The following is a 19,924-nucleotide window of genomic DNA, read 5'->3' as shown; positions in this document are numbered from 1 at the left end:
CTCCTCTGCTCTGTCCAGCCGGGCTACAGCAAGGTCTGGGGCAGGCTTTGCAGAACCGTGTGGACGATTGCCGCCGAATTGAGCGCCGCCGTCTGAAAGAAGCTCAAGAAATCGGCGTCGTCTCCTGCATCGCTGACCGAGCGCACCAGCAGACAAGGGATCCCGGCTTCTTGTGCCACCCGCACCACAGCCGCCCCTTCCATCTCCACCACCAGAGCCCCGGTGCGCTCGCGGATTTGGCGGCGTAGGTTGGCGTCGGCCACGAACACATCGCCGGTGGCCACCAAGCCTTGATAAATGATGGGATCCCGACCTTGCAGAGGGTGGAGAGGGATCCGCTCCGGGTGGGCCACGATTAAGTCGTAGAGGGCACTGTCGGCCTCAGCCAGGGGGTGGCGCAGCTCGGGAATAAAGTCGATCCCCAGGACAAAGCCTTCGGGCCGTCCGGTGCCGAAATCGTGCTCGATGGCAGTGTGGGCCAGCACCACATCTCCCATCTGTAGGTGATCGGCCAAGGCCCCGGCCACGCCGGTAAAGATGATGCCCCGCAAAGGGAAGTGGGCCACCAACAGGGCTGCCGTAGTTGCCGCCCGCACCTTGCCCACCCCTCCTTGAACCGCCACCACCGGTTGTCCGGCCAGGGATCCCTGATGGAACTGCCGCCCCAGATGGGTATGGACAGAATGGATCTCCATTGCTTGGGTGAGCATGGCCACTTCTTCCGGCAGGGCTCCCACAATGCCGACAGCCTTTTGGGAGGGGTGGGATGGAGCTTCCATAGGGCTTCCCTCAGGTTTTTTTAGAATCCTTAGGTTTGAGAGGCGGGCGGGATCCGGTGTCCCCACAGGCCCGGCCATTTGGTGACTTTGAGATCTCCCAGCACCTGCACCTGACAGGCCAAGCGCAGCCCGTTGCCGCCCTGGGCCGCCGCAGTGGACGGGAGTTGGTGGGGTGGCAAAGACAGGCGGGCCCGTTCTCGCCAGCCCATGGGGGAAACAGCCCCTTCGATCTGTACGGCACAGGTGCCACAGGTGCCCAGACCGCGGCAGTTGAGGATATGAGCCGGCGGGTTGTAGAGCGGGATCCCGGCTTGCAGCAGCACCTGGCGCAGGTTGGCGCCCGCCTCACAAGTGAGGGTGCGTCCTTGAACGTCAATCTGGGGCATAGGCAACCTTCCTAACCGCGAACAGTCCTATTCTGGCCTGAGCCGGATCCGGCAGCATGGCAGGTAGGTGGGAGGGCTAGGCAGTATAGTTAAGGTGGTTAGACAGGGAGTAGGGGAAAGATCATGGCCTACAGCGAGCCGCTCATTGACCGTTCTCCAGAGGTTTTTCCGGTGTTGGAGGAACCTGTTCGCTATGTTGAGGTCGTCTCGGCGGTGGTTTCCAGCCTCAAGGAAGATGCCGCCTACGAGAACCACGAGCAGGGTCACACCTGGAAATTCACCTACGGCACTGCGGAAGTGTTCGTCCACCTGAGCGGCGAATCCCCCGAAGATACTCTGTTGGTGTGGTCTCCCGTTCTCTCTCTGCCGGTGGCGGAGCCGGCTAAGCTCATGCAGAAGCTGCTGGAGAAAAATTGGAGCGACACTCTGGAAGCCCGTTTTTGCATCTGGAATAACCAAGTAGTCCTCAACCACTACCGCACTCTCGAGGGGATCAGTGCGGGCGAGATCTCGCGGGCCGTCACCATTGTCGCCAGCCTGGCCGATGAATACGACGAGCCGCTGCGAGCAGAGTTTCCCCCCACTTGAGATGGGATCCCAGGGAGCTTGGCTGCCCTATCGCGTGGCTCCTGGCGGCTGGCAGATGGAACAAGATGCCTGGCTTTTGCAGCGGCTGCGCCATGCTCCCAGGCCCTGTTTGCGCTTCTACGGCTGGGATCGGCTCACCCTCTCCCTAGGGCGGCACCAGGCCTGGCCCGATTCAGCGCCAGGGATCCCAGTGGTGCGCCGGCCCACCGGCGGACGGGCGGTGTTGCACCAGGCGGCTGAAGAGGCAGCGGAGCTGACCTACAGCTTGGTGCTGCCCCTTTCTTACCTCCAACGTCGGCTGCCCCGTTTGCAGCGGGCCTGCGTGTACGACTTCTGCTGCCGCTTTTGGGTAGAGGGCCTGGCAGCGCTGGGCATTGCGGTGGATCCACGCGTTTCTGCTCACGACCGACCTGCTGGCCAGAACCGCCTAACCCCAGACCCGGGCTACCACAACAAAGTCAGTTGCTTCGCCGCCCGTACCCGCGCCGATCTGAGCTGGCAGGGCAAAAAGCTGATGGGCAACGCCCAACTGTGGCAACCCTGGGGGATCCTGCAACAGGGATCCCTGCTGTTGCGGCCCAATTTCGAGCTGTGGGAACGATACCTGCCCGGCTCTCAGGTGATTGGCGTGTACGACCTTTGCCCCACAGCGCCGGGGATCCCTGAACTGATCGAACATTTTCTCCAAATGGCCCAAGAGTGCTTTGAGGTGGAATGGCAAGAAGAAACCTGGCCGGATCCGCTTCACTGGGAGGATCCGGCGGGGATAGCTGACCCTGAGTGATAGAGAACGGCAAGATCCACTTCCCCCCTCTCCCTCTGGGAGAGGGGCTGGGGGTGAGGGTGCCTCTGGGAGAGGGGTTAGGGGTGAGGGGGTGTTCGTCTCATTGGTATTCGGGATAACTTTGGAAGTGGTTGCGTTCTTGACACTCCCACCGCCTAAAGGGGGGGATTCTTACGCAGTCCACAAACGAGCTCGTAAAGGCGCTGTCAAGACGCCTCTAGACAGTTCCGTGTTGCAAATGCATCTCCATCCGAAGGGGCTGTGCTAAAACCAAGGCAGCGCTCAGCCAGGTGAGCCATGCCAAAAGTTTGGGCGGCAGTCTTGCTCAGTGTATCGCTGTGGATCCCGCAGCCTGCTTGGGCAATTACCCTCGAACAAGTGCCCAACCCCCGCCGCCAGTATGGAGGATGGGTTTCCGACACCGCCGACATCCTCAGCAGCAGCACTGAAAACGAGCTGAACCGTCTCCTCACCCAGCTTGAGCAGCGCACCAGTGCCGAGATGGCGGTGGTGACGGTACCCAACACTCAGGGATATGCCACGCCGAAAGCGTTCACCACGCAGCTATTTAACTACTGGGGCATTGGCAAGGCCGGTCGCAACAACGGCGTGTTGTTTCTCATCTCGGTAGGGGATCGGCGGGTGGAAATTGAAACCGGCAGGGGCTTGGCCACCATCCTTCCCGACAGCCGCGTTCAGCAGATTATCGACCAGCAGATCCTGCCCAAGTTTCGCAATAGGGATTTCGATGGCGGCACCTTGGCGGGAGTACGGCAGTTAACCTCAGTGTTGCAGGGGCAGCCGGTTGCCGAGGTTCCTTCAGCCGCTTCTCAAGCTTCCACTTCTCTTTCCACTGCAGCCGTTCCTCGAGCGGTTGGAACGGGATCCCTGGCTGCTGCTCAAAGCTCGCTGGAAGGGATCCTGCTGCTGTTGGGGATCATTATCCTAGGGGTGGGGTGGCAGCGCTCCCGCCTGCCGGTCTATCTCAAGGCCGAGCGGGGAGGAGCAAAAGTCCTGTCCCTGACACGCCGAGAGCAGGGGACAATGGCTGTCCTCTCCTCGCTGCAGAGCGACCCCGTTCGCCTGCTTCTCTATTCTGGCTCCCTCTGCCTTGGTCTCTTCCTGATGTCGGCCAGCGGTAACTGGCTGGTACTGGTGCTGCCCTTCCTGGCAGTTGTGACCACCGACGGCATCTTGGGCTCGAAGCGTGGGATCCCGTTTCAGCCGGTGGTGTGTCAAAGCTGCGGTCGGCCCATGCGCCCCATCCAGCCCCAAATTCTCGATGGGCAACTTCCCCCAGCGCATCGCCTGGCCAAAAGCCGGCGCAGAGCCCGCTACTACGGCTGGTTTTGCCCCGCCTGTCAGGGGATGGCCGTGGTCGTGCGCGAAAATAAATCTTATCGCCACCTTTATTGCCCTCAGTGTCAAGCTCTTACCCTTGATCTCCAAACCGAGATTATTAGGAGAAACATCTATCCCTACACCTTCAGACGAGAAATCTTGACTTGCCCTCTCTGCCAATACCGAACGGAGCGAGAAGTTGAAGTCCAAGAGCCTGATGACAGCGATTATGACACCAGAGACCGAGATAGAAACTTCGGGGGCGGCAGCAGCCACGGCGACGGAGCAGGCGGCAGTTGGTGAGACCCAACTCTAGAGATTTCTCTATCGATTGAACAAGGGAGTTGGGCTTCTCTTAAATCCGCCGGGACAGTAGAGTGGTAAGGGAGCAGCGATAGCGATTTGTTAAGGACGAAGATCCCATGACCCTTGCAGAAGGCGTGCAACTGGTTACCTTTGGGGTGCTCTCGGCGATGGCCATCGGCTTTGCCATGGGAGTGGTTTGGGCCCCTAACATCGTCTATTCCGGCTTTCTCTTGGGGGGCGTTTTCCTGAGCATGGCCGGGCTGTACCTTCTCTTGAATGCCGATTTTGTGGCTGCCGCCCAAGTGTTGATCTACGTCGGCGCGGTCAATGTGTTGATCCTGTTCGCCATCATGTTGGTGAACCGGCGCTACACCTTTGCTCCTCTGAAACTGGGCTGGCTGCGCAATGGGGTGACGGCGGCGGTGTGTTTGGGGCTGTTTGCCCTCCTGACGGCAATGGCCTTGAATACCCCCTGGCAGTTGGAGCCAATCCAGCCCACGAGCAGTGCTCTGGTGATTGGCGGGCATTTCTTTAGCGATTATCTGTTGCCGTTTGAGCTGGCTTCTGTTTTGCTGCTGATGGCGTTGATCGGGGCCATTGTGCTGGCGCGTCGAGAGTTTGTCATCCCCCAAGCCCAAGAAGGGGATCTCAGCTTGCTGGAGCGGGCTCGGCCCCGGCTGGAATCGGAGTCGGAACGCCCAGCAGAGCTGGTGAGCACCCGTTAAGGCTGTCTGCTCTCGGCCATACAGCTCAAGGTCTTCCTCACACCCCTCTCATCCGTATCCACTGGAGCCTCTTGGGATGTTGCAACTGCAGTTTTTCTTGGTGGTCGCGGCAGTTCTCTTCTGCATCGGCATCTACGGCTTGATCGTCAGTCGCAACGCCATTCGGGTGTTGATGTCGATTGAGCTGATGCTCAACGCGGTGAACCTCAACTTTATGGCCTTCTCCAACTTTGTTGACTCCAGCTTGATTCGCGGCCAGGTGTTTTCGGTGTTCGTCATCACCGTGGCGGCTGCCGAGGCGGCAGTGGGCTTGGCCATTGTGTTGGGGATCTACCGCAACCGGGCCACCATCGACATGGAGAGCTTTAATCTGCTCAGGTGGTAGTTGTTTTCTTGATCGATTACGTTCAGGTGCGGCTGGGCAGCGGCGGGCATTGGATCCCGGGGATCAGGGATTCCAGTATGCCGCTGCAGGCATCCCAGAGCAGCTCGATCACGTAGTGAAACCCAGCCTCGCCCCCGTAGTAGGGATCCGGAACTTCTTCATCGGTGTGGGAACGACAGTAGCTACAGATTAAGCGCACCTTGTCGGCATATCTTCTCTGGGGATCGAGGCTGAGGATATCGCGATAATTTTGCCGATCCATAGCCAGGATCAGGTCGAACTCCCGCAGATCCAAAGGATGAATTTGCCGGGCTTGGCCGTGCAGCTCCAGTCCATAGCGCTGGGCAACTTGTTGCATGCGGCGATCTGGGGGACTGCCGATGTGATAGGCGGCTGTACCTGCCGAATCGCAGATAATGGCTTCTTCGTGGCCGCTGCTCTGCAGCAAGTAGTTGGTGATCCCTTCGGCAGCAGGAGAACGGCAGATGTTGCCCAGACATACAAACAGCAGCTTTTGGCTCATGGCAATCTCAACGGCAGTAAAAAGCTCTTCTTAACCCTACAACAATGTCCATCTGGTGGTTCTTTAGAATGGGGCCGATCCCACTTTCTACCGGGAGCCGCTGCAGTGTTTGGAATTCCAGGTTCAATCAAACCGACAAGGGATCTCCAGGCACTGCTGCAACAGCTTCAGGTAGTCTTGGCCATCCATGAGAAAGGCGCCAAAACGGGCTAGGTGCGGGTTCATCAACTGAGCGTCGAACAGGCGAAATCCCCGCTCCCGCAGGTGTTCCACCAGCTTCACCAGGGCCACCTTCGAGCCGTTGGGCCTGCGGTAGAACATGGACTCGCCGATGAACGCTGCCCCCAGGGCAATGCCCAGGATCCCGCCTGCTAGGGTGTCTCCCTGCCAGGTTTCAAAGCTATGGGCAAAGCCGGCCCGGCGCAGAGCTGCGTAGATCTGCTTCAGCTCACGGCTGATCCAGGTGTGGGTACGAGCGGCACAGCCTTCTACCACCTGCTCAAAAGCGTCGTTGATCCGCACCTGGAAACGACCGCTGCGCACCAAAGGCCGCAACGAACGGGGGCAGTGGAATCGCTCGTCGAGCGGGATCACGGCGTGCCGGTCGGTGCCGTACCAAGCTAGGGATCCCGTCTCTTCGTCGGCCATCAGGAAGTAGCCTTGGGCGTATCCGGCCAGAATGGCGTCCAGGTTCACTTGTGCCCCCTCAAGATTGCCATTGGGGCGAGAGACTGGCAAAATCTCCCGCATTGACTTTGGGGTGACAATCCACGCAGCCACTGACCCGCACAGGAGTGGGAAACTCCACTTGCAGGTGCAAGGCGCGGAAATAGCGAGAATCGGCCAGGCGGTAGGGCACCTGTTCTCCTTGTCGCAGAGGGCGGGAGTTGGGCCGCAAATAACCCCAGGCCAGTTGCAAAGCCACGCCGCTCAGGGGCTGGATCTGCTGGCCATAGTGGCTGGGATCCTGTAGCAGCCGTCGCCAGGTTTCGGTGGGCAACACTTGGGCGGGCAACGCCACGTGGCAACTGCCACAACTGCGCACATATTGAGCCTGCTCCAGTTGGGCTTGAGTTAGGCCCTGCTGTGCCTGTGCCCCCAGCTTCTGTGCCGATCCCGCCAGCAGGGATCCCACAAACCCGGCCAGGATGACCACCATGGCCCAGATCCCAAATCGAAGTCGCCGGCGCCGTCTTTGTGAAGGAGCCATACTCTCACAGCCACTGCCTATGCTTTCCACTCTATGTCCTTTCCGGTAGCGAAATCAGGAGTGAAAACGGCGCCTCTGGCAGTGGCCACTCAAAACCCTTCTTCCTCGAGGGCCTGGACGTTTTGCACAATCCGGGAAAGCTCGTTTTTCTCGTCCACATTGATGCGGGTCGGGGAGCCGCTGATGATGCGCTCGTAGCCCCGGAAGGAATCGCGGATTTGGATGCCTGCATTGGAGATCAGGTACTCGCGGATCCCTTTGTCGTGCCAGGATCCCCGCATTTTGAAGACATTGAGCGCGCGGGCCATCTCGCCGCGGATCTCCACGTATTGCAGCAGGATGATCGTGTCGGTGATGGTGGAGATGTGGGACTCGGTGATGGAATGGGATCCCATGAATTGGTCGGTGGTGTTGGTGAAAAAGCCGGTGATCTCCTCTTGCTTGGCCAGGCCGGTTACCCCAATAACAAACTGGCGGAAGGCATTTTGGCTCACCCCCCGCGCCAGCGCCGACAGCGAGTCGATGGCCATGCGAGAGGGCTTGAAGGCCATCATCTCCGTTTTGATCTTCTGCAGGTGATCTTCCAGGCCAGCCGACTCCGGATAGGCGCAGATGATCTTAAGGAGGCCCTGCCGCTCGAACTCTTCCAGCTCAATGCCCCAGGAGGAGGCGTTGCGGGAAAGCTGCGCCCGCGATTCTTCATAGGCGAAGAGAATGCAGCGTTCCCCATCCAGACAACCCCGCTCTAGGAATTTGCTCACCAGCGAGGTTTTGCCCGTGCCGGTGGCGCCGGTGGCCAAAATAATCGAGTCTTTGAAGAAGCCACCGCCGCACATCTCGTCCAGCTTCTCGATACCCGAAGAAACGCGCACATTGGAGGAGCGCTGCGTCAGTTGCATGGCCCCCAGCGGGAAGATGTTGATCCCGTCGTTGGTGATGGTGAAGGGATATTCCCCCTTCATGTGGGTGGTGCCCCGCAGCTTCAAGATCTCGATGGTGCGCCGCCGCTTCTCGCCTTCCAGAATGTTGCGCAGGATCACCACGTTGTCGGAGACAAATTCTTCCACGCCGTAGCGAGCGATGGGGCCGTACTCGTCGGTGCGCTCGGTGGTCATGACGGTGGTGACATTGGCCTGCTTGAGGCGGGCCGTCAGGCGGAACAGCTCTCGCCGCACCACGCCGGCAGGGTCGTATTGCTGAAAGATGGCCGTCACCGAGTCGATGGAGACCCGCTTGGCTTTGTATTTGCGGATGGCGTACTGGATGCGCTCGATAAGGGCCGACAAGTCGAAATTGCCGCTCACCTCGTAGCCTTCGGGATCGGGGGAGGCATCCAGGATGAACAGTTGGCCCCTGTCGATGAGAGCCTGCAGATCCCAGCCAAAGCTGGAGGCATTGCGAATGATATCAGCGGGGGTTTCCTCAAAGGTGACAAAGATCCCCGGCTCTTGATACTTCACGATGCCGTTGTAAAGGAATTGAATGGCAAACAGAGTTTTGCCGGTACCAGAGGTGCCGCTGACCAAGGTGGTGCGTCCCAGGGGCAGCCCACCGTGGCTGATGTCTTCAAAGCCCTCGATGCCCGTCTGTTTTTTCGGGATCCCACGCAGCTCCGATAGACTCGCTGGGTGGTTGTCTGTGGTTGGTTCGGTGGAGTCCTCTGCGGCGTTATCCTGTGGCTTTTCTGGCTCAGAAGGCCCCAATGATTGGTTCATCCCATTCTCCTTGCCCTCGTGGCCTGTCTCAAGTCTCTTCGTCCAGTTCTTCGTAGAGCAGATCCAGGCCGATGAGCACTTTCTCGCGGTTGGACAGATCGCCAATAATCTTCCGCACCGGTGGCGGCAGGATTTTGGCCAAGGTCGGCGTTGCCAAGATCTTATCTTCCTCTGCCAGTTGCGGGTTTTTCAAGACATCGATCACCTTCAGACTGTACACGCCGCGGAATTCCTTTTCTAAGATGTCTTGCAAGGTGCTGAGGGCACGCAGAGAACTGGGGGTGTTGCCCGCCACGTAGAGCTTGAGGACATAGGCTTTGCGAGTGGACATATCAGGGATCCCTTGGGGCAGGTTTGGGAATGGAGCGGCGGTACATTTCGCTCAGGTGGGCCATCACATCGATCAGGGTGAGGCGGTAGTCTAGCAGGATCTCTTCGCTGCGGCCTTCCAGTTTCAGTTGTTTGGCAAAGTCCTCCATCAAGTTCATGTGCAGCTCCAGCAGTTGAGCAGCGCCGATGTCGGCAAAGAAGGCAAGGGCCACCAGCTCGTCGATGCGGGCATTGGCGGTCTCAGGAGACTGAAAGTATTCCAGGACAATGGTTTGGTACAGGCCGCGCAGCCGCTGCATCAAGGCTCGCTGCTCGTGGGGTGGGAGGCGCCGATAAAACAGCTCTGGGTCACGATGATAGTACACTCCGGCATAGCCCAGCCGTTCCCGCAGTTTCTCCGCCAGCCGTCGCTGTTGTTGGTTGCTGTAAGCCAGGTAGGGCTGATCGCTGGGATGCACTGGGCCCTGCGGGAGACCGCAGGTGGGAGACATCTGCAGAAACAAGGCGATGGCCCGATCCACCAGCAGCTCTAAGACGGAAGGGGATCCTGAACAGTCGGCCCGCGCCTGTCCCTTCAGCTCTTGCGGCGAAATGGGACGAACAAGAGTGGCATTGTGGTAAAAAAATTGCTCCCGCTTGAGCAATGCCTTTACCCGAGAGGAGTGTTCTTCGGTCTCCAGATGGGATTCTTCCAGCACAATGGCCAACACGGTCGGCAGCAGAAGCCCCCAGGCGCAGAGCTGATTACCCAGATCGTGCAACTCCTGCAGCCGACCGGGATCCACCAGAAGCACCAAGCAATCGACATGGCCGTCTTGTTTTCTGAGGGCTTCTAGAAAGGCCGCTTGATCCTGAAAACACTCGACGACGAAACGCTGCGGGGGTAGCCAGTCCTCGCAAGCCAGAGGTTCCTCTGCTGGCGGCTCCCAATCCAGCAACAGGCTGATGCGCAGGGGGTGGGGGTCAGGCAACAAGACAAGGGCTGAAGACGCATTCCTATCTTAAATCTGGCCGGGATCCCCGCTCACCTGCCAGAGTTGGGCCAAAGGAGCAATCCTCTGATCCGCTCCACTGAGTGTGCAATCTGTTCAGACGCTGCCTGCGCTCTTGCCGGATCCCGCTTGTGCTCTTCGGCCAGAGTCCTCATCGGCGATGACGGTGCGGTAGTACTCCTCCAACTGTTGTGTGGCCGCCGACCAACTCCAGCGCTCAGCCTCTTGCCGGGCCTGCTGCCGGAAGAGCTGCCGCTGCCCGGTGCCCTCTAAGAGCTGCCGCGTGGCCTGGACAAAGTCGCTGTCGGAGTCCGGATCGAACAGAAAGCCGTTGCGGCCGCTGTCCACCACATCGGTAATGCCGCCGCAGCGGGGGGCGATTACCGGACAACCGGCAGCCATGGCCTCCAACAAGACCAAGCCCAACGTCTCGGTGCGGGAGGGGAACACGAACAGATCCGCGGACGCAAAGGCCGCCGCTAGGTCTTGCCCCTGTAAATAGCCCGTAAACACCACGTCGTAGCCGGCAAAATGTTGCTCCAGGGATCCCCGCTCCGGCCCGTCGCCCACGATAGCCAGGCGCGCCTGCGGGATCTGCTCCAGCAACACCCGGATCCGCCCCACCTCTTTTTCCGCCGAGAGCCGACCTACGTAGAGCAACAGCGGCCGCTCCGGCTGACCCGCCGTAAGGCGGGCCCGCATCTCTGGGTCGGCAGCCTGCGGATGAAACAGCTCCGTATCCACCCCCCGCTGCCACAGTTGCACCCGCTCGATGCCGTGGGCGCTCAGCTCCTGCATCATGGCCGTCGAGGTGCAGAGGTTGACCCGCGCCAAATTGTGCCCCAGCTTGAGGAGGTTCCACAAAACTCCCTCCAGAAAGCCCAGCCCGTAGTGCTTCAGATACTTCGGCAGATGGGTGTGGTAGGAGGCCACCAGCGGGATCCCCATCGCTTGGCTGTAGTAGAGGCCCCCCAACCCCAAAACCGCCGGGTTGACCACGTGGATGACATCCGGTCGGAAGCGGTTGAGCACCCTGCCGATGGCGGGGCCGGGAGCAGCCAGCTTCAACTCCGGGTACAAAGGCAAGGGGAAGCCTGGGATCCCGTAAACCCGCGCCCGGGCAAACCGCCTGGGCGCCCCCTGAGGCGCGACGATAAGCACCGAGTTGCCGCGGGCCGTCAGATGGCGCACCGTGTGGCAAAGCCGCGTAACGATGCCATCCACCTTGGGCAGAAACGTTTCCGTAAACAGGGCTATGCGCATCGGGATCCCAAGCCTAGTGAAAAGGCTCTGCAGATTCTCTTAGGATGAGTGTTGCACAAAACGGCAACGCAATGACGGCTTGGGATCGCAGCAGCACAACTTTATTGCAGCAGCTGATCTTGCAGCGGAGCAGAATGAGTTGGCTCTTGGTTCTGGCCGAGGGTATCGGCCGCCGTTTTGCTGATCAACAGCAGCGTAGCCGCCAGAGCCAGTCCAATAACGTCTCGCCACATAATCCGCTCCCACACTCCTCATGCCCCCTACTGTAGCGGCGGTTTTTTCGGCTGGGCAGTGATGGGCGACGGATTTTTAGGTGACAACAATCACTTCCAGAATTGCGGCTTTGCCCCCTAGTCGCGAAAGGCCAGTTGCAAGCTGGTGATCAGCAGAACCAAAGAAAACACCGCCATCACCCCTCCCCAGAACCAGTAGGGCAAAAACAGGTTTTGGGCAATCTGGCTGGAATCGGAGAGGATCAGCCGCCCGTCGATGACAGCAGCGTCCATAAAAAGATAGTCGAGCTGGTGATAGGTGCTCACACAGGCTTGCACCCCCAAAAACTGCAGGGCAAAGCTTTGTAACCAAGAGGCAGCCCAGCGAGCTACTGCCAGGATGCCCAAACCCATGGCCGGGAGGAACAAAAGGCCAAAAGGAGAACGCACCCAGAGCAGCGTCGAGAGCAATAACAGGGATCCCAAAAATACCAGCCCCAGCCGAGCTGTGCTGCGGCGGCGGGAGGTGAGGATGAACAGGGCCCCAGCTATGGGCGGCCCCATCGGCCCGGCAGCGGCCACCAAGGCCCGCCCCACCCGCCCCAAAAACAGCTCGCCACTGTGAATGGCCAGCCCCGAGCCGTCGGGATAGATCTCAAGACGATGAAACTCCCCCCCCAACAGCAGTGCCATCAGGCCATGGCCCATCTCGTGAAACCAGGTGGCCAACAAAGTAAAGGGGTAGAGGAGGTAATTGCCCCAGGGAAACCGCCAGAGCAAGACTGTCAGCCCCGCCGCAGCCACCAGCCAGATCACGCTGTGCCGGCCAGGCCTTGCGGAAGGGGAAGGAGGCAGCTCAAACTGAGTCATACCAGCAGGGGGGTGGAGAAAAGGCCCAAGATGCCTTGTCGGCCTAGACGATTGCCGGCAGAAAAAAGTTCCACATCAGGCAAAAATAGCCGGGCCAACTCCCCTCTCCCAGAGGGAGAGGGGTTGGGGGTGAGGGTGACCTCTGGGAGAGGGGTTGGGGGTGGTCGCGTGAGCGGCGCGGAGCGCTTGGGTGACCTCTGGGAGAGGGGCTGGGGGTGAGGGGCAGCAAGGAGACAGGGGAGCCGTCTCACAGGTAGGCTGGAAAAGCCCCAAGGGATCCCTGCCTATGGCCACCTTCCTGCGCGACTGGAGCTACCGCTTTCCCTGGCTTTACCGCAGCATCAGCGGTGCGGCTGCCCTAGCAGTGGGGGGATATGAGCGACTGCGCTGGTTGCCCCTCCAAGGGATCTCCATCCAGCCCCAGGAGCGGGTATTGGATCTCTGCTGTGGCCCTGCCGAAGTGACTCCAATCCTAGCCGAGCTGAGCCAAAACGTTGTCGGCCTGGATGCTTCCCCCAAAGCCCTGGCGGCAGCTCGCCAACGCCTCCCCAAGGTGGAATTTGTGGAAGCCTTTGCCCAGGATCTGCCCTTTCCTGCCAACAGCTTTGATTGGGTGCACACCAGCTTGGCCCTGCACGAGCTGCCTTTTCCTGACCTGGAACAGGTGCTGCGGGAAGGGTGGCGGGTGCTCAAGCCGGGGGGAGGGCTTTTGATCCTGGACTTGCACGCGCCTTGCCAACCTTGGATATGGCCTGGGCTGGCCCTCTTTCTGGCCCTGTTTGAAACCGAGACCGCCTGGAACTTGCTCAAGTTGGATCTGCCGCAGTACTTGCAGCAGCAGGGCTGGCAACCTGTCCGGCAAACCCTGCACGCCGGGGGGGCTTTGCAGGTGATCCAGGCCCAAAAGCCTGCCGCCTAAGCTGCTCACCCTTGGTGCCAGAAGGGGGTGCCGAGAACCGGTGTGCTGGGCTGAGCCGCTTCCTGGGGGGTCATCGCGCCGGCCAGGTAGGCTCGCCGGCCTGCGCGCACTGCTTCCGCAAAGGCCTCGGCCATTGCCACCGGATCCCGAGCCAAGGCCACCGCTGTATTCAACAGCACCCCATCGAAGCCCCACTCCATCACCTGGCAGGCGTGGGAGGGCAGGCCCAGGCCGGCATCCACGATCAGGGGCGCCTCGATCCGCTCTCGCAGCAAGCGCAAGTTGTAGGGGTTGAGGGGGCCCTTGCCGGTGCCGATGGGAGCGGCCCAGGGCATCACCACTTCACAACCGGCATCCAAGAGCCGCTGGCACAGCACCAGATCGTCGGTGCTATAGGGCAGAACCTTGAAGCCGCGACGGATTAGTTCGGCAGCGGCAGTGGGCAGTTGCACCGGATCCGGCTGCAAGGTGTAGTCATCCCCAATGAGCTCCAGCTTGATCCAGTTGGTGCCGAACACCTCCCGCGCCATCTCCGCTGTGGTGACTACCTCCTGCACGCTGTGGCAGCCGGCGGTGTTGGGCAGAACCGGGATCCCTAGCTTCTGGAGCAGGGCCCAAAACCCTTGGGAAGCTTCCGACCCCAGCGCCCCCTGGCGCCGCAGGGAAACGGTCAACAAACAGGGCTGTGCCCGCACCACCGCCTGCTCCAAAATGGCGGGCGAAGGGTAGCGAGCCGTCCCCAGCATCAGGCGGCTGGGCAGCGCTTGGCCGTAGAGCACCAAGGGATCCTCATCGGCCCGAGTCGAGGGGGAGACAGGAAGAAGAGTGGACATCGCTGAGGGGCAAAAATGCGGGATCTGAGGGGAGGCAGTCGGGCACTAGCCGCCGGCAACCGGCGCGACAATCTCCACCTGGTCGCCTTCTTGCAGACGAGTTCGCTCGTACTGGGCGCGCGGCACAAACTCTAGATTAACCGCCACCGCAAAAGGGCCACTGATCTCCACCTGGGCTATCGCCTCGGCCAGCGTGGTGCCCTCCGGCAAATCGTAAGGCTTTTGGTTGATCAAGACACGCATGGCGACAGGGATTCACCGGCAAGAGGGGCAGCCTGTACCTGAAAAGGGATCCCCAACTCCTGAGCAAGGCGGCAACTGCCGTGGTGAAGATACTCCAAGACGGCATCGTGGATAGCCGGGGAGATCATAAAGCCATGGCGATAGAGGCCGTTGATCTGCAACAGGCGAGGCGCGCACTCCACCACGGCTGGCAAGTGGTTCGCCAAGGTGGGACGACATTGGCTGCCTAATTCCAGGATACGCGCTTCGGCAAAGGCAGGGTGGACGGCGTAGGCGGCGCTGAGCAGCTCCAGAGCCGAGCGGACACTCACCGGCGAGCGATCCTCGGATTCAATTTCGGTGGCTCCCACCACAAACAGGTGCCCCGGCTTGGGAGCGATGTAGATCGGGTAGCGGGGGTGCAACAGCCGGGTCGGGCGCCGCAAAGCTACTTCCGGGGCATACAGACGTACCACCTCACCTCTAACTCCCCGCAGCGGTGACTGCCCACCCCATTCTGTTCGGGATCCCAGGCCGCGACAGTCCAAAACCCACCCGCCGGTTTGTTGCTGCCAGGCTTCCGCCTGCTCCAGATCCCAGGGGCAACTCCACTCCACCTCCACCTCGTGCTGCCGCAGCTTGGCCAGCAGAGCCGACAACAGTTGGCGGTTATCCAGTTGGCCCTCTTGGGGAAGATACAGGCCTTGCCCAAATCGCCCGGCCAGCGAGGGCTCCAGCTCAGCTACAGCCTGGGCATCCAGAGGCTGGGGCTTGGGGAGATGGGGAAGGCGTTCCCCCACAGCAGCTAGCAGGGATGAGAAGCGTCTGGCTTCCCCCGCATCTTGGCGGTGCCAGAGGATCAGGGTGCCTTCCTGCTGAAAGAAAACCGGCTGCGGCAGACTGGCCAAAAGGGAGGGCCAACGGGAGAGGGCATAGTACCCCTGCGCTACTACGCTGGCCTCGGCGACGGCAGACTCCGCCAGGGGAGCCAGCATGGCAGCGGCAAAATGGGCAGCACTGCTCTCGACGGCACCGGCAGGAGCCGCCTCCACGATGCGGACAGAATGCCCGACCTCGACCAGGGTGGCAGCCAACAGGCGCCCCATCAGACCGGCTCCGAGGACAAGAATGGGATCCCGCTGCGCTCTCCCCACCGCTGACGGGATAGGAGATGGCCTGGGCAGACTTGCTGCCGCATTTGTCCGAGAAGATGAGGTTGAAAGGGTCAAAGTGCCCCCCACCGCTGAGGCAATGGATTTCATGTTAGATCCGATGTTGACATACCCCCTGTCCTCAGGGACAGGGATTCTTGACGCTTGAGAAGGTGAAGGCGCAGGCAAAGCTCTTCGCCCTTAGTTTGGCCGCTTGGCGGGCATCACAACCGCGGCGGATGGTAGGGAGGTTCTTTGCAGTTGTGCAGGTTTTCTGGGGTATGGCGATGGACAAACTCACAGCAACGAGCCAACGCCTTCAGCACCAGCTCCAGTTTCTCAACCTGCTGGGGGGTGGTGATGAGTTGGCAGGATACGGTGAGAATGTGAAACATTTTCAGGTGGTGAAGTGATGGCGTCAACTGGAGTACCCCTTGCCGGATTCGGGCATCCAGGTACTTACCCTCCCCAGCCTACAAAGGTAGGGGACTGTTGAACTTTCTCCCATCCTAGTCGCCATTACCGGTTCCACGCTCTGCCAAGTTTAGGATCAAGATCCCCAGCAAAGCTAGGCTCAGCAAGCTGGCGATCACCATCGGTTCATCTGGGATCATATCCATCTAGACTTTGCCTCACCCCATCGTAAAGAGCCATACCTCAGACTCGTTGCCCAACCCGGCGGCTACCCTCTGGTCACCCTGAGCAAGCATCTGTCCAGCGGCTTACACTACACTAGAAGAACTGACCCATCCCTTGGACTGGCATGATTCCCACGGTTATCGAGCAATCCGCGCGAGGCGAGCGCGCCTTTGACATCTACTCGCGTCTTTTGCGGGATCGGATTATCTTCCTGGGCACCCAGGTGGACGACGACATTGCTAACCTGATCGTGGCCCAGATGCTCTACTTGGAATCCGAAGACCCCGAGAAAGACATCTACCTCTACATCAACTCCCCCGGCGGCTCGGTCTATGCCGGTATGGCCATCTACGACACCATGCAACACATCCAGCCGGATGTCTCCACCATCTGCATCGGTCTGGCCGCCAGCATGGGAGCCTTTCTGCTGGCAGGGGGCACCAAAGGCAAACGCATCGCCCTTCCCCACGCCCGCATCATGATCCACCAGCCCCTCGGTGGAGCCCAGGGGCCGGCCACCGACATCGAAATTCAGGCCAAAGAGATCCTCTTCATCAAAAACAGCCTCAACAGCCTGCTGGCCTACCACACCGGCCAACCTCTGGAGCGCATCGAACGCGATACCGACCGCGACAACTTTATGACCCCAGAACAGGCCAAAGAGTACGGACTCATCGACCAGGTGATCAGCAAGAGATCCCAGCCAACCCTGGCAGCCGTTTCTTGAGCGTCTAGGTTCTGCGGCCAGCTTGCAGGGCTCCCTCAAAGCAGGGAGCTTTTGCCTGTTGGCAGGGATCCCACCGGCGAAGATATTAAGAAAGCCAAAGAAATTGGTCTTCTTGTCACTAAGTCAGGGGACTCACTTTAACCAAACTAATCGAACTCATAAAGAAAGTAATGATCAGCTGATCCTTGCGGATGATAGCTTAGGATTAAACCAGTGTAGACCTGTGTTTGCCGCAATTCTAGCTTAGACACTGTATAGAAATCTTTCCACTGGGTTTCCAAAGTCCAGGGCGTCAAAGCTGGCAATGGGCGGCACTTGAAAAGGAGGGTTTTGGACTTTGCATCCGCGTGAATGCGGAAGACTGTCTCAAAGCCCAAGTCCCACGGTTGTGGGGCAGGCTCATTCACGAAAACTCGGTGGTCTGGGGCTTTGGCCCTGGGTTTTTGCCTCATTGGTTGCAGCCGTGAATGGCATTTTCTGGTTTTGTGATTCGTTCAGAGGGAGATCGACGTGGCTTACGCAGCAACCCAATCCAAAAGCGGCTATCAAGCCGGGGTGAAAGATTACCGACTCACCTATTACACGCCCGACTACACGCCCAAGGATACCGATGTCTTGGCCTGTTTCCGGGTTACCCCTCAGCCGGGCGTTCCCCCCGAAGAGGCCGGGGCGGCGGTGGCGGCTGAGTCCTCGACCGGCACCTGGACAACGGTGTGGACAGATTTGCTCACCGACTTGGATCGGTACAAGGGCCGCTGCTACGACATCGAGCCAGTTCCCGGCGAAGAGAATCAATACTTCTGCTTCGTCGCCTATCCGCTGGATCTGTTCGAGGAAGGCTCGGTCACCAACATGCTCACCTCGATTGTGGGCAACGTCTTCGGCTTCAAGGCCCTGAAGGCGCTGCGGCTGGAAGACTTGCGCATCCCCGTGGCCTACTTGAAGACCTTCCAGGGCCCTCCCCACGGCATCCAGGTGGAGCGGGACAAATTGAACAAGTATGGCCGCCCACTATTGGGCTGCACCATCAAGCCCAAGCTGGGCCTTTCCGCTAAAAACTACGGGCGGGCGGTGTACGAGGCGCTGCGGGGCGGTCTGGACTTCACCAAAGACGACGAAAACATCAACTCCCAGCCCTTCCAGCGCTGGCGGGATCGCTACCTCTTTGTGATGGAGGCCGTCCACAAGGCCCAAGCGGAAACTGGCGAGATCAAGGGGCACTACCTGAACGTGACGGCGCCCACCTGTGAGGAGATGTTCAAACGGGCGGAGTTTGCCAAGGAGATTGGTGCCCCCATCATCATGCACGACTACCTGACTGCTGGGTTTACCGCCAACACCAGCCTGGCTAAGTGGTGCCGCGACAACGGCATTCTGCTGCACATCCACCGCGCCATGCACGCGGTGATCGACCGGCAGAAAAACCACGGCATCCACTTCCGGGTGCTGGCCAAGTGCTTGCGCATGTCCGGCGGCGACCACCTGCATGCCGGTACGGTGGTGGGCAAGTTGGAAGGCGACCGCGCCGTGACGCTTGGCTTTGTGGATCAGATGCGGGAGAACTATGTGGAGGCGGATCGCTCTCGGGGTAACTTCTTCACCCAAGATTGGGCTTCGATGCCTGGGGTGATGCCGGTGGCCTCCGGTGGCATTCACGTCTGGCACATGCCGGCACTGGTGGAGATCTTCGGTGACGATGCCGTGCTGCAGTTTGGCGGCGGAACCCTGGGACACCCCTGGGGGAACGCTCCAGGCGCGACCGCCAACCGGGTGGCTTTGGAAGCTTGTATCCAAGCTCGTAACGAAGGTCGGGATCTGGCCCGCGAGGGCAACGACATCATCCGCGAAGCGGCCAAGTGGTCGCCGGAGCTGGCGGCTGCCTGCGAGCTGTGGAAGGAGATCAAGTTCGAGTTCAAGCCCGTCGATACCCTCTAGAGATTGGCTGGGGCAAGGGATCCCCACAGTTCTCTTGCCCCGCTGCTTTGGCCACCCCCTGGATTGGCAATGGATCTAAAACAGATCGCCAAAGATACGGCCAAGACCTTGATCAGCTACCTGACCTATCAGGCGATGCGCACGGTGCTGGCCCAACTGAGCGAGACGGATCCTCCCAGGGCTCTTTGGCTGCAGCAGTTCTCTGCCCGGCAAAACCTCCAGGATGGGGAAGCCTACCTGCGGGCTTTGCTGGCAGAGCGCCCTGACTTGGCCTACCGCATCATGACCGTTCGCGAGCACATTGCAGCGGAGGTGGTGGATTACCTGCCGGAGATGGCCAAAGCCGGCATCCAGCAGGCCAATATGGAGCACCGCCGCAATCACCTAGAACGGCTCACCTCAGCAGCGGGATCTCCGCCGGTCACCCACCCGGAAGCGGGATCCCCTCCCCAAAACCTTAGACCCGAAACGGAGTGACAGCCATCATGCAAACCTTACCGAAAGAGCGCCGCTACGAAACCCTTTCCTACTTGCCGCCGCTGACGGATCTGCAGATCATCAAGCAGGTGCAATACATCTTGGATCAGGGCTACATCCCTGCCGTTGAGTTCAACGAATCCTCTGAACCGACGGTTCGCTACTGGACATTGTGGAAGCTGCCTCTGTTCGGCGCCACTTCTCCCCAGGAGGTGCTGAGCGAGGTGCAGGCTTGCCGCAGCGCCTACCCCAATTGCTTCATCCGTGTGGTGGGGTTCGACAACATCAAGCAGTGCCAGGTGCTCAGCTTCTTGGTTTACAAGCCCAGCGGCCTACGCTAAGAGAGGTTCGGGGCAATTGGTCTCATTCCTAGCCAATCAGCGCGGAGGGAGAGCTTCTCCCTCTTTTTTATTTCTTGCTTCGCACAGCCATTCCCAATGGCAACGGCGCCATTCTCAATCTCAAAAAACAGTCATTTCAAACAGCAACGCAACGGTTCCTTGCCTCGTTATTGCTACACAACGCTGTCGCGAAGGCGCCGCTCTAACTCCCCTCTCCCTCAGGGAGAGGGGCTGGGGGTGAGGGCCATCCCTCAGGGAGAGGGGCTGGGGG

Annotated in this window: 25 protein-coding genes; 10 read left to right on the top strand and 15 right to left on the bottom strand. The window is 59.9% G+C overall.

What is annotated here, in order from left to right; translation table 11 throughout:
- Positions 1-23: 23 nt before the first annotated feature.
- Complete coding sequence (locus tag NW851_RS11910; RefSeq protein ID WP_414335872.1) at positions 24-779, bottom strand: 5'-methylthioadenosine/adenosylhomocysteine nucleosidase; 756 nt, start codon at positions 777-779, stop codon at positions 24-26.
- Positions 780-808: 29 nt separating this feature from the next.
- Positions 809-1,165, bottom strand: coding sequence for a 2Fe-2S iron-sulfur cluster-binding protein (locus NW851_RS11905; RefSeq protein ID WP_414335870.1), 357 nt, complete (start codon positions 1,163-1,165; stop codon positions 809-811).
- Between the two features lie 123 nt (positions 1,166-1,288).
- Here NW851_RS11905 and NW851_RS11900 point away from each other — a divergent pair, with 123 nt between their 5' ends.
- The 5 genes from NW851_RS11900 (at position 1,289) to nuoK (ending at position 5,294) form a co-directional block, all read left to right on the top strand.
- Positions 1,289-1,753, top strand: coding sequence for a YbjN domain-containing protein (locus NW851_RS11900; RefSeq protein WP_414335869.1), 465 nt, complete (start codon positions 1,289-1,291; stop codon positions 1,751-1,753).
- Positions 1,710-2,537, top strand: a complete 828-nt coding sequence (locus NW851_RS11895) for a lipoyl protein ligase domain-containing protein (protein ID WP_414335868.1) — start codon at positions 1,710-1,712, stop codon at positions 2,535-2,537. The genes NW851_RS11900 and NW851_RS11895 overlap by 44 nt, the downstream gene beginning before the upstream one ends.
- 297 nt (positions 2,538-2,834) lie before the next feature.
- Positions 2,835-4,181: a TPM domain-containing protein gene (locus NW851_RS11890; protein ID WP_414338765.1), complete on the top strand. Its 1,347-nt coding sequence runs from the start codon at positions 2,835-2,837 to the stop codon at positions 4,179-4,181.
- 119 nt (positions 4,182-4,300) lie between these two features.
- Positions 4,301-4,909, top strand: a complete 609-nt coding sequence (locus NW851_RS11885) for an NADH-quinone oxidoreductase subunit J (protein WP_414334861.1) — start codon at positions 4,301-4,303, stop codon at positions 4,907-4,909.
- 79 nt (positions 4,910-4,988) lie between these two features.
- Positions 4,989-5,294, top strand: coding sequence for an NADH-quinone oxidoreductase subunit NuoK (nuoK, locus tag NW851_RS11880; protein ID WP_414334879.1), 306 nt, complete (start codon positions 4,989-4,991; stop codon positions 5,292-5,294).
- Positions 5,295-5,316: 22 nt separating this feature from the next.
- On the opposite strand, the gene NW851_RS11875 is transcribed toward nuoK, so the two are convergent.
- The 9 genes from NW851_RS11875 to NW851_RS11835 form a co-directional block, all read right to left on the bottom strand.
- Positions 5,317-5,817 (bottom strand): low molecular weight protein-tyrosine-phosphatase, encoded by a 501-nt coding sequence (locus tag NW851_RS11875; RefSeq protein WP_414338761.1) that lies wholly within the window; start codon positions 5,815-5,817, stop codon positions 5,317-5,319.
- 123 nt (positions 5,818-5,940) lie between these two features.
- The gene (gene aat, locus NW851_RS11870; RefSeq protein ID WP_414334863.1) at positions 5,941-6,555 is read right to left on the bottom strand and encodes a leucyl/phenylalanyl-tRNA--protein transferase; all 615 of its coding nucleotides are present in this window, start codon (positions 6,553-6,555) and stop codon (positions 5,941-5,943) included.
- Complete coding sequence (locus NW851_RS11865; protein WP_414338758.1) at positions 6,524-6,976, bottom strand: hypothetical protein; 453 nt, start codon at positions 6,974-6,976, stop codon at positions 6,524-6,526. The genes aat and NW851_RS11865 overlap by 32 nt, the downstream gene beginning before the upstream one ends.
- A 140-nt stretch (positions 6,977-7,116) precedes the next feature.
- Positions 7,117-8,742, bottom strand: coding sequence for a circadian clock protein KaiC (gene kaiC / locus NW851_RS11860; RefSeq protein WP_414334865.1), 1,626 nt, complete (start codon positions 8,740-8,742; stop codon positions 7,117-7,119).
- A 28-nt stretch (positions 8,743-8,770) separates the two neighbouring features.
- Positions 8,771-9,073 (bottom strand): circadian clock protein KaiB, encoded by a 303-nt coding sequence (gene kaiB, locus NW851_RS11855; protein WP_414334866.1) that lies wholly within the window; start codon positions 9,071-9,073, stop codon positions 8,771-8,773.
- 1 nt (position 9,074) lies between these two features.
- A complete protein-coding gene (locus NW851_RS11850) occupies positions 9,075-10,046 on the bottom strand; it encodes a circadian clock protein KaiA (protein ID WP_414334867.1) in 972 nt (323 codons plus the stop codon).
- Between the two features lie 114 nt (positions 10,047-10,160).
- Positions 10,161-11,327 (bottom strand): glycosyltransferase family 4 protein, encoded by a 1,167-nt coding sequence (locus tag NW851_RS11845; protein WP_414334868.1) that lies wholly within the window; start codon positions 11,325-11,327, stop codon positions 10,161-10,163.
- 101 nt (positions 11,328-11,428) lie between these two features.
- Complete coding sequence (locus NW851_RS11840; RefSeq protein WP_414334869.1) at positions 11,429-11,560, bottom strand: hypothetical protein; 132 nt, start codon at positions 11,558-11,560, stop codon at positions 11,429-11,431.
- A gap of 117 nt (positions 11,561-11,677) precedes the next feature.
- Positions 11,678-12,409 carry a M50 family metallopeptidase gene (locus NW851_RS11835; RefSeq protein WP_414334870.1) on the bottom strand — a complete coding sequence of 244 codons (732 nt, stop codon included), beginning with the start codon at positions 12,407-12,409 and terminating at the stop codon, positions 11,678-11,680.
- 286 nt (positions 12,410-12,695) lie between these two features.
- Here NW851_RS11835 and NW851_RS11830 point away from each other — a divergent pair, with 286 nt between their 5' ends.
- Positions 12,696-13,328 carry a class I SAM-dependent methyltransferase gene (locus tag NW851_RS11830; protein ID WP_414338752.1) on the top strand — a complete coding sequence of 211 codons (633 nt, stop codon included), beginning with the start codon at positions 12,696-12,698 and terminating at the stop codon, positions 13,326-13,328.
- Between the two features lie 5 nt (positions 13,329-13,333).
- Here the strand turns inward: NW851_RS11830 and NW851_RS11825 are convergent, their stop codons facing one another.
- The 4 genes from NW851_RS11825 to NW851_RS11810 all read right to left on the bottom strand — a co-directional run bounded on the left by NW851_RS11825 (position 13,334) and on the right by NW851_RS11810 (position 15,956).
- A complete protein-coding gene (locus NW851_RS11825; RefSeq protein WP_414334872.1) occupies positions 13,334-14,161 on the bottom strand; it encodes a thiazole synthase in 828 nt (275 codons plus the stop codon).
- A 45-nt stretch (positions 14,162-14,206) separates the two neighbouring features.
- Positions 14,207-14,404: a sulfur carrier protein ThiS gene (gene thiS / locus NW851_RS11820; protein ID WP_414334873.1), complete on the bottom strand. Its 198-nt coding sequence runs from the start codon at positions 14,402-14,404 to the stop codon at positions 14,207-14,209.
- Entirely contained in the window at positions 14,392-15,645 is a 1,254-nt protein-coding gene (locus NW851_RS11815; RefSeq protein ID WP_414338747.1) for an FAD-dependent oxidoreductase, read from the bottom strand. Before NW851_RS11815 ends, thiS begins: the two co-directional genes overlap by 13 nt.
- A 113-nt stretch (positions 15,646-15,758) precedes the next feature.
- The gene (locus NW851_RS11810) at positions 15,759-15,956 is read right to left on the bottom strand and encodes a hypothetical protein (RefSeq protein ID WP_414334874.1); all 198 of its coding nucleotides are present in this window, start codon (positions 15,954-15,956) and stop codon (positions 15,759-15,761) included.
- Between the two features lie 341 nt (positions 15,957-16,297).
- Here NW851_RS11810 and clpP point away from each other — a divergent pair, with 341 nt between their 5' ends.
- The 4 genes from clpP to NW851_RS11790 all read left to right on the top strand — a co-directional run bounded on the left by clpP (position 16,298) and on the right by NW851_RS11790 (position 19,653).
- Positions 16,298-16,900, top strand: a complete 603-nt coding sequence (gene clpP, locus NW851_RS11805; RefSeq protein ID WP_414334875.1) for an ATP-dependent Clp endopeptidase proteolytic subunit ClpP — start codon at positions 16,298-16,300, stop codon at positions 16,898-16,900.
- 510 nt (positions 16,901-17,410) lie between these two features.
- A complete protein-coding gene (locus NW851_RS11800; RefSeq protein WP_414334876.1) occupies positions 17,411-18,835 on the top strand; it encodes a form I ribulose bisphosphate carboxylase large subunit in 1,425 nt (474 codons plus the stop codon).
- 69 nt (positions 18,836-18,904) lie between these two features.
- A complete protein-coding gene (gene rcbX, locus NW851_RS11795; protein WP_414334877.1) occupies positions 18,905-19,312 on the top strand; it encodes a RuBisCO chaperone RbcX in 408 nt (135 codons plus the stop codon).
- 8 nt (positions 19,313-19,320) lie between these two features.
- A complete protein-coding gene (locus NW851_RS11790) occupies positions 19,321-19,653 on the top strand; it encodes a ribulose bisphosphate carboxylase small subunit (RefSeq protein ID WP_414334878.1) in 333 nt (110 codons plus the stop codon).
- Positions 19,654-19,924 lie beyond the last annotated feature (271 nt).

This window comes from Synechococcus sp. H55.7, from assembly GCF_047462395.1.
Lineage (GTDB): Bacteria > Cyanobacteriota > Cyanobacteriia > Thermostichales > Thermostichaceae > Thermostichus.
Note: the sequence above shows the minus strand (reverse complement) of the source record. Positions and strands in the feature narration are given on the sequence as shown.

What these genes read in the sequence shown, in the direction of transcription:
- NW851_RS11910 (WP_414335872.1), bottom strand. Translation starts at nt 779, where the DNA reads ATGGAAGCTCCATCCCACCCCTCCCAAAAGGCTGTCGGCATTGTGGGA.
- NW851_RS11905 (WP_414335870.1), bottom strand. Translation starts at nt 1,165, where the DNA reads ATGCCCCAGATTGACGTTCAAGGACGCACCCTCACTTGTGAGGCGGGC.
- NW851_RS11900 (WP_414335869.1), top strand. Translation starts at nt 1,289, where the DNA reads ATGGCCTACAGCGAGCCGCTCATTGACCGTTCTCCAGAGGTTTTTCCG.
- NW851_RS11895 (WP_414335868.1), top strand. Translation starts at nt 1,710, where the DNA reads ATGAATACGACGAGCCGCTGCGAGCAGAGTTTCCCCCCACTTGAGATG.
- NW851_RS11890 (WP_414338765.1), top strand. Translation starts at nt 2,835, where the DNA reads ATGCCAAAAGTTTGGGCGGCAGTCTTGCTCAGTGTATCGCTGTGGATC.
- NW851_RS11885 (WP_414334861.1), top strand. Translation starts at nt 4,301, where the DNA reads ATGACCCTTGCAGAAGGCGTGCAACTGGTTACCTTTGGGGTGCTCTCG.
- NW851_RS11875 (WP_414338761.1), bottom strand. Translation starts at nt 5,817, where the DNA reads ATGAGCCAAAAGCTGCTGTTTGTATGTCTGGGCAACATCTGCCGTTCT.
- NW851_RS11865 (WP_414338758.1), bottom strand. Translation starts at nt 6,976, where the DNA reads ATGGTGGTCATCCTGGCCGGGTTTGTGGGATCCCTGCTGGCGGGATCG.
- kaiC (WP_414334865.1), bottom strand. Translation starts at nt 8,742, where the DNA reads ATGAACCAATCATTGGGGCCTTCTGAGCCAGAAAAGCCACAGGATAAC.
- kaiB (WP_414334866.1), bottom strand. Translation starts at nt 9,073, where the DNA reads ATGTCCACTCGCAAAGCCTATGTCCTCAAGCTCTACGTGGCGGGCAAC.
- NW851_RS11845 (WP_414334868.1), bottom strand. Translation starts at nt 11,327, where the DNA reads ATGCGCATAGCCCTGTTTACGGAAACGTTTCTGCCCAAGGTGGATGGC.
- NW851_RS11840 (WP_414334869.1), bottom strand. Translation starts at nt 11,560, where the DNA reads ATGTGGCGAGACGTTATTGGACTGGCTCTGGCGGCTACGCTGCTGTTG.
- NW851_RS11835 (WP_414334870.1), bottom strand. Translation starts at nt 12,409, where the DNA reads ATGACTCAGTTTGAGCTGCCTCCTTCCCCTTCCGCAAGGCCTGGCCGG.
- NW851_RS11830 (WP_414338752.1), top strand. Translation starts at nt 12,696, where the DNA reads ATGGCCACCTTCCTGCGCGACTGGAGCTACCGCTTTCCCTGGCTTTAC.
- NW851_RS11825 (WP_414334872.1), bottom strand. Translation starts at nt 14,161, where the DNA reads ATGTCCACTCTTCTTCCTGTCTCCCCCTCGACTCGGGCCGATGAGGAT.
- thiS (WP_414334873.1), bottom strand. Translation starts at nt 14,404, where the DNA reads ATGCGTGTCTTGATCAACCAAAAGCCTTACGATTTGCCGGAGGGCACC.
- NW851_RS11815 (WP_414338747.1), bottom strand. Translation starts at nt 15,645, where the DNA reads ATGAAATCCATTGCCTCAGCGGTGGGGGGCACTTTGACCCTTTCAACC.
- clpP (WP_414334875.1), top strand. Translation starts at nt 16,298, where the DNA reads ATGATTCCCACGGTTATCGAGCAATCCGCGCGAGGCGAGCGCGCCTTT.
- rcbX (WP_414334877.1), top strand. Translation starts at nt 18,905, where the DNA reads ATGGATCTAAAACAGATCGCCAAAGATACGGCCAAGACCTTGATCAGC.
- NW851_RS11790 (WP_414334878.1), top strand. Translation starts at nt 19,321, where the DNA reads ATGCAAACCTTACCGAAAGAGCGCCGCTACGAAACCCTTTCCTACTTG.